Raw genomic sequence first — 12732 nt, 5'->3', positions numbered from 1 at the left:
GGTACTATCAACTTTTATTTTCTGGCTCCGACCGGGATCATTATGTGGGCATAAGGGGTGCCCTTCCACATCACATAGGGACCACCTTGCGCCGGGTCTGTCGGCAAACTGTTAAGCATGGCGGGATCCGGCACCAGAATCATCAGGTGTGGTCCTTCGACAATCCATTGATTATCAGCGGTTTCCATTTCCGCATACGGGTCAATATTGCTGGCCCCTCCATCACCGGCCAACATGTAGGAAATACCTATTGCATTGGCCTGAAAAGGTTTTTTCTCCATCCAGGCATTAGCCCATTCCATCCAAGGGCCGTCCATACACATAGGAGCCGTTCCCTTGAGCTGCGGCGGAGTAGGAAAGCAAGTGTAGCTGCCATCTCCCTGTTGCAACACGTTTTTATCCCAATCGACAACAGTAACACTGGCGCGTATGGTGGGCGGCGCAGCGCTCAGGGCGTCATCCAACATCATCTGTTGCGCTTCCGTAAGTGCAGCATGGGCAACACCGGCGAAGGAAGAAAGAGTCAAGGTTAACATTAAAGCTGAAGTTTTCATCAAACCAGCCTCCAGGTTGAACTCGGATACAACAACACCGAGATCTTCAGTATAGTTTCTGCAGAAAAAATCGATTTTGCCCCGTAAATTCAATATATTGGACTAAGATAAAATCAAAAAACCAGGAGGAGACAAGATGTTTTCTCTGTCCCAGACCTTATCTATCTTCGCCGCTTTACCGGATCCGGTATTTATTCTGACCCGCAGTGGCCGCTATGCCGCAGTACTGGGAGGTGCCGACAGTCGCTACTATCACGACGGCACGGCCTTGATAGGACAATACATCTCCCAAGTCATCCAACCCCCCAAGTGCGAGTGGTTTCTGAGCCAAATAGCGCAAGCCTTGCTGAGCCGCCGCCTCAGGGTGGTGGAATACAGCCTGAGCGGCAACGATGTTATGGGGCTCACAGAGCAAGGCCCCACTGAATCCATCTGGTTTGAAGGTCGGATCCAAGCATTGGACTTTCAAGTCGATGGTGAAGATGCCGTAATTTGGGTCGCCAGCAACATTACCCGCCGTCATTATTTGGAGCTGGAGCTCAGGGAAAGGTGCGAGCGCGATCCGCTCACTCAACTATACAACCGCCGAAAGTTGCTCAAACTGTTAACAGAAAACCTAACCCTATTTCAACGTTACCGAACCCCAACCAGCATATTGATCTTCGATCTCGATAACCTCAAGAAACTCAACGACAGCTCTGGCCATCTGATGGGCGACAAGGCGATAGTCACCCTGGGAGAGGTCTGCCTGGCCAGCCTCAGAACTCAGGATATCGCCTCCCGTTACGGCGGCGATGAATTTGTCATCCTTATGCCCCACACTGCTGCCAAGCAGGCGCAACCGATTGCAGAACGTTTGCGAAGCGAGTGTGCCCGGCGCCTCAGAGCCTTGGGTATTGCCGAAGAATGCGCCAGCATCAGCGGTGGCCTGAGCGAGTTTCAGTGCAGTGATACCGATATAGATGCCGTGGTTTCCAGGGCCGATGCAGCCCTCTACCAAGCCAAAGCACAGGGCCGCAACCGGATTGTGCTGGCCCAGGGGCCAGAGTGCACTGAATCGCCCTAAAAACAGGAAACAAGAAGCCGGCACTTGGCCGGCTTCTTCATGGAATTGACTCGTCTAATTCGAGCGACTGAACTTAAGCCTGTGGGCGCATGGCCGGGAACAGGATCACGTCACGAATGGTGTGAGTGTTGGTAAACAACATCACCAGACGGTCGATACCTATGCCCTGACCGGCTGTTGGTGGCAAACCATGTTCCAGCGCCGTAATATAGTCGGCATCATAGAACATGGCTTCATCGTCACCGGCATCCTTGGCTTCAACCTGAGCCTTGAAGCGGTTGTCCTGATCTTCGGCGTCATTGAGCTCGCTGAAGCCGTTGGCCACTTCACGACCACCGATAAAGAACTCGAAGCGGTCGGTGATGAAGTCGTTGTCATCGTTGCGACGGGCCAGTGGCGAGATGTCCGCTGGGTAGCCGGTGATGAAGGTAGGCTGCATCAGTTTAGGCTCGGCGGTTTCACCGAAGATCTCTTCCAGCAGTTGACCACAGGTCCAGAAAGATTCGATTTCCAGCCCTACGTCTTTAGCCAGCTTACGCATAAACTCAAGATCCTTGACCTCTTCATAGGTCATGGCCTGAATTGTGGCGTTGTCTGGGTTGTAGTGCTGAATCGCTTCCAGCATGCTCATGCGGGCATAAGGGCCGCCGAAGTCTATGCTGTGCTCGCCGTAAGGCAGCTTGGTGTCACCCAGCAGATCCTGAGCGATGGAAGACAGCATCTCTTCGGTGAGATCCATCAGATCGCGGTAATCTGCGTAGGCCATATAGAATTCCATCATGGTGAATTCTGGGTTATGGCGTGGCGACAGACCTTCGTTACGGAAGTTACGGTTGATTTCGAACACTCGCTCAAAACCACCGACAACCAGACGCTTGAGGTACAGCTCAGGCGCAATACGCAGATACATGTCGATATCCAGCGCATTGTGGTGAGTAATAAATGGACGCGCGGAGGCACCACCCGGGATGACATGCATCATAGGGGTTTCCACTTCCATAAACTCTTTTTTCACCATAAAGTTACGTATGGCTGAAACCACTTTGGAGCGCATGACGAAGGCATCACGGGAATCCTGGTTGACGATCAGGTCAACATAACGTTGACGGTAACGGGTTTCCTGATCGGTCAAACCGTGGAACTTCTCAGGCAGCGGGCGCAGCGCCTTGGTCAGCAGCTGATACTCTTCCATATTAACGTACAGGTCGCCCTTACCGGACAGGTGCAGAGTGCCTTTAACGCCAACTATGTCGCCGATATCCAGGCCCTGATAGCGTTCTTTCAGATCAGCCTGTACTTCTTTGCCGGCATAGGCCTGAATGCGGCCGGATACGTCCTGCAGAACCAGGAAGGGGCCGCGCTTGGCCATGATCCGACCGGCAATGGCGGTCTTGAAGCCCAGAGACTCGAGCTCTTCTTTGCTCTTATCGGCGAACTGCGCCTGCAGCTCGGCAGCCTTGTGGCTGCGACGGAAAGTGTTAGGGTGACCATTGGCCGGGCAGCCCTGGCGTACATGTTCCAGCTTGGCGCGACGTTCCGCGATCAGCTTGTTCTCATCCAATACTTGTTCAGTCATTTTCCGCTTCTTCTCTGTTACAGCCCGGACTTCAGGCTGGCTTCAATAAATCTGTCCAGATCACCGTCCAACACGGCCTGGGTATTACGGGTTTCCACCCCGGTGCGCAGATCCTTGATGCGGGAATCATCCAGCACGTAGGAGCGGATCTGACTGCCCCAGCCGATGTCCGACTTGGCATCTTCCGCCGCCTGCTTCTCGGCGTTTTGCTTTTGCATTTCCAACTCAAACAGCTTGGCTTTCAACTGTTTCATTGCTGTGTCTTTGTTCTTGTGCTGTGAACGGTCGTTCTGGCACTGCACCACGGTATTGGTCGGAAGGTGGGTAATACGCACCGCAGATTCAGTTCTGTTAACGTGCTGACCACCGGCACCCGAAGCGCGGTACACGTCGATACGCAGATCGGCCGGATTGATATCGATGTCGATGGAATCATCAATCTCAGGGTAAACAAACACAGAACAGAATGAGGTATGGCGGCGACCACCCGAGTCGAAGGGCGACTTACGCACCAGGCGATGCACGCCGGTTTCGGTTCTCAGCCAGCCATAGGCGTATTCACCACTGAACTTGATGGTGGCACTCTTGATACCGGCCACATCGCCGTCTGAGACTTCGATAAGTTCAGGGTTAAAGTCATGTTCTTCACCCCAGCGCAGATACATGCGCAGCACCATATTGGCCCAGTCCTGCGCTTCGGTGCCGCCGGAGCCGGACTGAATATCCAGATAGCAGTCGGAAGCGTCCTGTGGACCCGAGAACATACGGCGGAATTCCAGCTCTTCCAGGCGCTTTTCCAGATCGCCCAGTTCACTGTTGGCATCATTGAAGGTTTCTTCATCTTCCTCTTCAATGGCCAGCTCCAGCAGTCCTTCGACATCTTCGAGGCCCGCATCCATATCGTCTATGGTCTTAACCACAACTTCCAGCGCCGAGCGCTCTTTACCCAGGGCCTGAGCGCGCTCTGGCTCATTCCATACTTCGGAGCTTTCCAGCTCGCGGCTTACTTCTTCCAGACGCTCTTTCTTGGCGTCATAGTCAAAGATACCCCCTAAGGAGCATTGTGCGGTCGGCAAGCTCCTTGATTTTGTTTTTTACCGGATTGACTTCAAACATGCGATTTCAACTTTCTTTGGTGTTAAGGACGTAGCAAACGAGGGATTTTAACCCAAGCAGCCGCTGAAACCTATGCCACTGCAGGCAGAAGCTTGATTTTTTTTCGCCGGTACTGCATTCAGAGCCGGTTCCGGTAAAACATCTGACACACTCTAGCGAATTCCGCGGTGAAAAAACTGTGACAAAAAATCAAATATGCCAACTTAATCAACAAATGAATCAGGTGATCATGCCGAGCAGCAGCCTTCAATGACAAACGATACCTGCAGCCATCTATTTGAAATTTCCATTGTCAGGGAGTCAATGATTTTTCAGCAAAAACTAGGCCTTCGAGCCAATGATGCGTACCCTTTTCAAGAGAAAATCATCTCGAATCTGCTACCGGTATTCTTCATACCTCAACCAAATAGCAACATACTCCAGCGTGCTTTTCCCGACTGACGCATTGAAATCCCAAGCGACAACTTCACCTCAGTTTAGTGCGCAGATATCTGTCAGCAAGATCTCCTGCCGAGCCAGATCACACTGAGTAAAATCCATTTTTCAGACAAGTGCACAGACTCGCCAAGCTTTGTGAATTCCCCGGCAAAAGCCTGTTCCAGCTCAATGAAGCAACTCACTCGATCGATATACTGCATGGTTATCAGCTTAATTAGTCCCTACTTCACCGCCATCGAGGTGAGCAAATAACAAGGCTGCCCATGTTTGAGATCTATATCGACGGCCAGGCCGTCAGCGCCTTTGAGGGCGAGACCCTGTTGCAGGCGGCCCGGCGGGCCGGCATCGACATTCCTTGTCTGTGTCACCATACAGACGCACACGCGGCTACCACAGAAGGCGCCGATCAACACCTGTGCCAACTGACCCGAGTTGACCAGGTAATGGTCGACGGTGACAGACCGCTGCTGGCCTGCTCGACTCCGGCAATCGCCGGAATGCAGCTCAAGAATCATACCCAGACAGTGCACAGTCATCGGCAGCAAGTGCTGAAACAGATCCTGAAAGATCACTTCGCCGATTGCGAAGCCCCCTGCCAGCAAGCCTGCCCGGCAGGCGTTGATGTGCAGTCTTACCTGTATCATATCGGTCAGGGCAACCACACAGAAGCGGTGCGGATCCTCAAGCAGACGCTGCCTCTGCCGCTGTCTATCGGCCGGGTCTGCCCGGCATTTTGTGAAAGCGCCTGTCGCCGCGCCCTAATCGATGAGCCACTGGCAATACGCCAGCTAAAACGCCACGCCGCCGATCTGGATTTGGCCGATGCCGAACCCTATCAGCCGCCCAAGGCCGACCCCAGCGGCAAGAAGGTCGCCATAATCGGCGCCGGTCCCGCCGGGCTCAGCGCCGGGTTTTTCCTCGCCAATCAGGGCCATGAAGTAGACATCTTTGAGGCCGCCCCCAAGGCCGGTGGCTGGCTAAGATACGGCATTCCAGAGTATCGCCTGCCCAAGGCGATACTCGATAAAGAGATAGCTCTGCTGGAGCGCAGCGGCATTCGCATTCACACCAACACAGTCATAGGCGAGCATATCCTGCTGCCGAAACTGGCCGAGGAGTATCATGCCCTCTGTCTGGCGATGGGCGCGCAAAAGGCTGTGCCACTCGACTATCCTGGCAGTGACCTGCCCGGCTGCTATCTCGGGGTCGACTACCTTAAAGATCTGGCAATGGACCACCAGCTGGTCACAGGTAAAAAGGTAGCCGTTGTCGGCGGCGGCAATACCGCCATAGATTGTGCCCGCAGCGCCAGACGCCTCGGCGCCGAAGTGACCCTGATCTACCGGCGTACCAAAGAGGAGATGCCGGCCGAAGCCTTTGAAATTCATGAAGCTGAGCAGGAAGGGATCCACTTCCTACTACTGACCAATCCTGTGGCCAACCATGCCGGCAGTGACGGCCGTCTTGCACGAGTCACGCTTGAAAAAATGTCTTTAGGCGAACCGGATGCCTCCGGCCGCCGCCGACCTCAGCCCAGCGGCGAAACCTTCGACTGCGAGTTTGATACCCTGATCGCCGCCGTGTCCCAATCACCGGATCTGGCCTTTCTGCAACAGGCCGAAAACCGTCTGCTGCAAGGCGCTCCGGCGCTCAGCCGCTGGAATACGATCAACGGCTGCGACATCACACTGAGTACAGGGCTGGAAAAACTGTTTGTTATCGGTGATGTACGCCGCGGACCCGCCACTGCGGTGGAAGCGGTCGCCGATGGTCGCCGCGCCGCCGAGGCCATAGATGCCCTGTTCAATCAGGGGCTCAGTTGCCCACTGACGCCGGTGGCGTTCAATGCCAGCAAGGCTATAGGGCTCAAGTCCCAACAGGATTTACCCAAAGGTCTTTTCCCCTCACAGGTGAAAAGTGCCAGAGTCAAGATGCCGGAACTGCCGGTAGCCGAGCGCCTGAGTAACTTTGCCGAAGTGGAGCTGGGACTGACGCCGCAAATGGCCGAAGCCGAGGCCAAACGCTGCCTCGAATGCGGCTGTCAGGCCAATATGGACTGTCGCCTGCGAGACTACGCCAGTGAATACAAGGTCAGCAGCCAGGGCTTGCTAGAGCAAGATAGCAGTGGCGACTCGGCGCTGCAGGCCAGACACTTTGCCCAGGACTTGAGTGCGCCTTTTATCCGTTTCGACGCCAATCGCTGCATCAGCTGCGGCGCCTGTGTTGACATCTGCCACAGTCGCAGCGGCCACAAGGCCATCAGCTTTGAGGCCGACCAATTCTCGGCGCTACCGGGAGGCAATAGCGAACGCCGGGCCCCCAGAGCCGGTTTCAGCGTCTCCATGGCCGACAGCGATTGTGTTCAGTGCGGCAACTGCCTGCAGGTATGCCCGACCGGTGCTCTGGTCGATGCCCGCCACAAGACCCAAGGACAAGCACCCGATACCAAGGTGACCAGCACCATCTGCACCTATTGCGGCGTGGGTTGTCGCATCCGCTTCAAGGTAGACACTAGCCAGAATCGTATCCTGGCGGCCGAAGGTGATGTGCGCTCACCTGTGAACCAGGGCATGCTCTGCGTCAAGGGCCGCTTCGGCTTCGACTTTATCAACAGTGAAGAGCGCCTGACCCAGCCACTGATACGCCGTAACGGCAAGTTGGAACCCTGTAGCTGGCAAACGGCCATCAGCTATATTGCCGCCCACTGGCAAGATCAATTGGAACAGTTTGGCCCGAGTTCATTCGGTGCACTGGCATCCGCCAAAGCCACCAATGAAGAAAACTTCCTGCTGCAAAAGCTGTTCAGAGCCGTTATCGGCAGCAACAACATAGATCACTGCGCCCGCCTGTGCCACGCCTCCACTGTCACCGGGCTCTACGATGCCCTCGGCAGCGGCGCCATGACCAATGATATTCCCGGCATAGAGGATTCAGATCTCATCTTTATCCTGGGCTCGGATACCGACTGCGCTCACCCCATCATAGCCTCGAGGATCAAGTCGGTTGTCAATCGCGGCAAGGCCAGACTCCTGGTCGCCGATCCCAAGCGAGTCAGCATAGCCGACAGTGCCGAGCTGTTTGTGCGTCATCGCCCCGGCACAGATGTGATGCTGCTCAACGCCATCATGCAACAGATACTGCTCAACGACTGGCATGACAAGGCCTATATCCGCAGCCGCACCACAGGCTTTGAGGCCTTGCGCGAAGAGTTGTTGCGCCCGGATTACAGCTTGGAGCAAGCCGCCAGGGTGACAGGTGTCAGCAGCAGCGAAATAGCGGCCATGGCCAAAATGCTGGGCACAGCCCAAAAGACCGCTCTCTACTACGCCATGGGGATCACCCAGCACACCACAGGCCATGACAATGTCACCGCCATTGCCAACTTGCAGCTATTGCTGGGCAACCTCGGACTCGACGGCGCCGGGATCAACCCCTTGCGCGGCCAGAGCAATGTCCAGGGTGCCTGTGATATGGGGGCCCTGCCCAACTATTTCAGCGGCTATCAACGTCTGGATAACGATGCTGCGCGGCTGAAACTGGCGCGGGCCTGGGGCACAGATAAGCTGAGTCCTGAGACAGGTATTCCAGCCTCTCATATGATGCAGGCGATTTTGGATGGCAGGCTGCAGAGCCTGTTTGTCATGGGCGAAAACCCGGTACTGAGCGACCCTGACCAAGCCCATGTGCTCAAAGCGCTGAAAAAACTGCCATTTTTGGTAGTACAGGATATCTTTCTCACCGAAACTGCCGAAATGGCCGATGTGGTATTGCCGGCAGCGGCCTTTGCCGAAAAGCGCGGCCACTTCACCAATACCGAGCGCCGGGTTCAACGACTGGAAGTCGCCTTGCAATCGCCAGGTAGTGCCCGTCCGGACTGGCAGATACTACAGCTGCTGGCCAATGCCATGGGCGCCGACTGGCACTATGGCGATGAACAGGCAATTTGGCAGGAAGTCACCGCCCTGACCCCCAGCTACGCCGGGATCAGTTGGCGCAGAACCACGGATAACCCGGCCGGGCTGCAGTGGCCCTGCCCAGATGAGCAACATCCGGGTACCCGGGTATTGCACCGCAACAGCTTTACTCACGGCAAAGGGCGACTGCAGCCGGTCAATTATCGTTTACCGGCTGAGCTGCCGGACGGTGATTACCCCTTGATGCTGTCGACCGGACGCCTGCTGGAGCAGTTCCACACCGGCACCATGACCCGTAAAACCGCCGGACTGGACGAACTCGGCTCCCCCAGAGTGATGATCTCTGTTGAGGATGCCGAGCGTTTGGGCGTCGGCAAGGGCGACTGGCTCAAACTGGAAAGCCGCCGTGGTGAGATATTCATTCAGGCCTTTGTCAGCCGCCGGGCTCAGCCTGGGGTGCTGTTCCTGCCATTCCATTTCGTGGAAGCCGCGGCCAACAAGCTAACCATTAATGCGCTGGATCCCGTGGCTCACATTCCCGAGTTCAAGGTGTGTGCCGTCAAGGCTGAGCGCGCCGAGGCACCTCCGGCAGCTTGAAACTGAGCAGTAAAAACGGCGCCTATATAGAGCGCCGTTTTTGTTTTCTTCTTTTCCCAATTATTGAGATTAGAGGGCTACAGGTATTAAACCCTGAATTGATTCACCAGTTGTCCCAGATTATCGCCACTGTGGGACACTGTCTGGCTGACTCTGGCCGCTTCTTCGCTGGAATGCAACAGCTCGGCGACTATCTCCTGAATCGCATAAACATTACGGTTAATCTCCTCAGTCACCGAACTCTGCTCTGTGGCAGCTGTGGCAATTTGGGTACTCATATCATTGATGGAAGTAACTGAGCTGGTCACCGCCCCCAGACTTTCGGAAATCAGTCTGGAAGACTCGACACTGCGATGGCAGCTTTGCTGGCTCTCTTCCATGGCACTCACCGCCTGGCTTACCAGACGATGCAACTCACTGAGCATCTCGTTGATCTCCAATGTGCTGGCCTGAGTGCGGCTCGCAAGACTGCGTACCTCATCGGCGACCACGGCAAAGCCGCGCCCTTGCTCACCGGCACGAGCTGCTTCAATGGCAGCATTGAGTGCCAATAGATTGGTCTGCTCGGCTATGCCACCTATGACAGACAGCACGCTGTTAATTTTCTGCGACTGTTCGTTGAGCGACTGAATATGATCGGCGGCGCTGTTAATCTCTGCCATCAGGGTAGAGATTTCGGTCAGCGAAGTATCAACACACTCCTGGGCCTTAGCCACTTCATCGCTCGCCACATGGGTCGCCTCCGCCACCTGGGTGGTGTTCATCGCCACTTCCTGGGCAGTGGAAGACATCTCGGTAATAGCGGTCACCACCTGATCTGTTTCATTGTTATGGTTGGCCAACTGCGCCGCTATCGCCTGAGTCTGGGCATGAATGGAACCAGAGGCATCCTGCACCTCGTGGGTAGCGGTAGTCACGTCACGGATGATGTGTTGCAACTTGTCGACAAAGCGGTTGAATGCCTGCCCTAACTGGGCAATCTCATCATCACCGCGCACCTGCAAACGCTTGGTTAAATCCCCTTCCCCCTGAGCGATATCGTTGAGGTTATCCAGCATGTAGCGAATAGGAGTCACTGTTCGCTGCGCAGCAAACAGAATAAGCATAGCGGTGATCAGGGTGATGATTATGACTATCATCAGCGTCAACCATAACTTTTCTTCCATATCTGCCAATGCCGTTTGCCGATACTCGGCTACAGAAGCCTCAATATCATCGACATAAGCGCCGGTACCTATGATCCAGTCGGTGCCTGGAACCATGGCGGCATAACCTATTTTTTCCACCAGCTCGTTGGTGCCGGGTTTTTGATAGTAATAAGTAAGGATACCGTCACCACTGCGGGCTGCATTCAGCAAGCCCACTATGATCTTGGTTCCCTTGGGATCTGTCATCCCTATCTGATCTGTCCCTTCCAGATTAGGCAGTAAGGCATGAAACAGGTTTTTACCTTTACCATCATAGACAAAGAAATAACCTGCGCTGCCAAAGCGAACATCCCGTAAGGCCGCCTTATAGTCTCCACCCTGACTGCGCTGAAAACTGACAATCTCTTTGGCGACTTCGGTCACATGCATCAACTCCTGACGACGCTCGTTAAGCAGCTTTTCTCTGAAGTTGGTAATTTCGCTTTCAAGCGCATCCGATTCTACTGTCCAGGACGCCAGCATCAAAACAATGGAAACCGTCAACAATGGTAACAGAGCAAGTAAGAGTAACTTATTTCGTAAACTTAGACTGGACACTTAGGTTTTCCCCCAGGAAATGAAATCTCTACAAATTATAGTAACTTTGTTTACCTTAAGTTCGGATAAATAAATGCCCTAGATCAAAGTTAAACCATTTGCTTACATAAAGAGAGTCAAAACAGCGCCCATAGCCGCAAAGCCGAATACCAAAAATACCAAAGATAACCGCCACAGTTTAAGCAGCATAAAGCCGGTCAACACCATGGCGATATCAACCGGACGGGTCACGGCACTGGTAAATACCGGCTGATAGAGAGCGCTCACCAGCAAACCTACGACTGTGGCATTAATCCCCATCACCATAGCCGCCATTTTCGGGCGTTCGGCAATTCCCTGCCAGCCGCGGATCACCGCCAGCAACAACAGGAAACCGGGCAGAAAAATGCCCAGCGTTGCCACCAAGGCGCCAATAAGGGCATTTTGCGGCCACAGTTCGGCCCCAAGATAAGCAGCCAAACTGAACATGGGACCGGGAAGGGCTTGCGCCAGGGCATAGCCTGTAAGGAACCTGTCATGATCTATGCTGTTTGCCAACTGACTCTCAAGCAAAGGCAGTACCACATGGCCGCCGCCGAATACCATAGCGCCGGTCTGATAAAACTGCTTAAAGAGTTCAGCCAAAGGGTGAGCAAGTAAGGGACCTGTAAGCAGCAATAAAAACAGAAATATCAATAAAGCACTCCAGTTTAGCTGCATGCTTCCCGGCTTGGCCGGCATTGGTGCATCACGATTGAGCCAGAACAATCCACTAATGGCACCGACAAACAGCAACAGCAACTGAGTCAAATTCCCCGGCCATAAAAGCAGGATCACTGTGCTCAACAAGGCCAATACCTGAGTGGTGCGGTTGCGACAAAATTGCTTGAACATCCCCCAGGCAGCATCGGCGACCACCACCACAGCCAATAACTTGAGCCCGGCAATAACCCCCTGAAATAAATCGCTGGAGAGATATTGATAGCTGCTGACAGCCAACAGAAACATCAATAGAAACGAGGGCAAAGTAAAGCCGATAAAGGCCAGTACCGCCCCGGGAAGGGCTCCGCGGCGGTAACCTATGGCAAAGCCGACCTGGCTGGACCCAGGGCCGGGCAGAAACTGACTCAAAGCCACCAAGGACGCATAATCTTTATCATCAAGCCAACCCAACTCTTCGACAAAAGTCTTGCGAAAGTAACCTATATGCGCCGCTGGGCCACCAAAACTCACCAGTCCCAAAGAAAAGAAACGAACAAAAATCTGCCACATCTGTGTTGGCTCTATACTTGTTTGATCTGGCTCCATTGTATGACATAAGTGTGACACTTATCTTATATTCATAGGCTTAGTCTTTAGGCGTACGGCAAGACAAACAAATGAACAGGCAACTGAGAGTCAGCCATAGCCTCTCAACTAGCTGTATTTATGACAAAATAGCGGTAAATCCCCCCCTGAATCTCGACCTTCCCACACGTAGGCAAGTATATCCGTTCGGAATCAACCACAGTCTCTTGGCTGTCTTAACGCCATCGCCAGGCGCGGCCCAGCAACATAAGCAAAACATTTAATATTTATTCAATGACGGCTAACACCGAGTATGGCCATAAACCCAAAGCTACTTGGCTAAAAATAAACCGCAACAAAAACAACGACCAATAATAGTCCTACCCACAGTAAACCAACCAGCATTGAGCTGACTACCAACACTTTTGACACCTGTCAATTTTAATTGCATAGATATTCA

At 53.8% G+C, this 12732-nt stretch carries 7 protein-coding genes; 2 read left to right on the top strand and 5 right to left on the bottom strand.

Annotation, left to right across the window (positions count from 1 at the left end; genetic code table 11):
- Positions 1-14: 14 nt before the first annotated feature.
- Complete coding sequence (locus ACMHXH_RS01180; protein ID WP_335912337.1) at positions 15-554, bottom strand: hypothetical protein; 540 nt, start codon at positions 552-554, stop codon at positions 15-17.
- A gap of 136 nt (positions 555-690) precedes the next feature.
- Here ACMHXH_RS01180 and ACMHXH_RS01175 point away from each other — a divergent pair, with 136 nt between their 5' ends.
- Positions 691-1620 carry a diguanylate cyclase gene (locus ACMHXH_RS01175; protein WP_335912339.1) on the top strand — a complete coding sequence of 310 codons (930 nt, stop codon included), beginning with the start codon at positions 691-693 and terminating at the stop codon, positions 1618-1620.
- A 73-nt stretch (positions 1621-1693) separates the two neighbouring features.
- Here the strand turns inward: ACMHXH_RS01175 and lysS are convergent, their stop codons facing one another.
- Together lysS and prfB are read right to left on the bottom strand one after the other, a co-directional pair.
- Positions 1694-3196, bottom strand: a complete 1503-nt coding sequence (gene lysS, locus ACMHXH_RS01170; protein ID WP_028779438.1) for a lysine--tRNA ligase — start codon at positions 3194-3196, stop codon at positions 1694-1696.
- Positions 3197-3213: 17 nt separating this feature from the next.
- A protein-coding gene (gene prfB / locus ACMHXH_RS01165) for a peptide chain release factor 2 (protein ID WP_162206727.1) occupies positions 3214-4312 on the bottom strand; the annotation gives its coding sequence in 2 pieces (ribosomal slippage) (positions 3214-4236 and positions 4238-4312; 1098 coding nt in all).
- 701 nt (positions 4313-5013) lie between these two features.
- Between prfB and fdhF the strand changes: the two genes are divergently transcribed.
- Positions 5014-9261 carry a formate dehydrogenase subunit alpha gene (gene fdhF, locus ACMHXH_RS01160; protein ID WP_226684160.1) on the top strand — a complete coding sequence of 1416 codons (4248 nt, stop codon included), beginning with the start codon at positions 5014-5016 and terminating at the stop codon, positions 9259-9261.
- A gap of 86 nt (positions 9262-9347) precedes the next feature.
- Here the strand turns inward: fdhF and ACMHXH_RS01155 are convergent, their stop codons facing one another.
- Entirely contained in the window at positions 9348-11006 is a 1659-nt protein-coding gene (locus ACMHXH_RS01155) for a methyl-accepting chemotaxis protein (protein ID WP_233962641.1), read from the bottom strand.
- Between the two features lie 102 nt (positions 11007-11108).
- Complete coding sequence (chrA, locus tag ACMHXH_RS01150; protein ID WP_071476547.1) at positions 11109-12257, bottom strand: chromate efflux transporter; 1149 nt, start codon at positions 12255-12257, stop codon at positions 11109-11111.
- Positions 12258-12732 lie beyond the last annotated feature (475 nt).

Origin of the sequence: Shewanella sp. BJSY2023SW001, assembly GCF_047314685.1 — a bacterium.
In the GTDB taxonomy this organism is placed as follows: domain Bacteria; phylum Pseudomonadota; class Gammaproteobacteria; order Enterobacterales; family Shewanellaceae; genus Shewanella; species Shewanella indica.
This window is presented reverse-complemented; position numbering and strand designations above follow the sequence as displayed.

Excerpts from the sequence above, each read along its gene's own strand:
- ACMHXH_RS01180 (WP_335912337.1), bottom strand. The coding sequence starts at position 554 with ATGAAAACTTCAGCTTTAATGTTAACCTTGACTCTTTCTTCCTTCGCC.
- ACMHXH_RS01175 (WP_335912339.1), top strand. The coding sequence starts at position 691 with ATGTTTTCTCTGTCCCAGACCTTATCTATCTTCGCCGCTTTACCGGAT.
- lysS (WP_028779438.1), bottom strand. The coding sequence starts at position 3,196 with ATGACTGAACAAGTATTGGATGAGAACAAGCTGATCGCGGAACGTCGC.
- fdhF (WP_226684160.1), top strand. The coding sequence starts at position 5,014 with ATGTTTGAGATCTATATCGACGGCCAGGCCGTCAGCGCCTTTGAGGGC.
- chrA (WP_071476547.1), bottom strand. The coding sequence starts at position 12,257 with ATGTGGCAGATTTTTGTTCGTTTCTTTTCTTTGGGACTGGTGAGTTTT.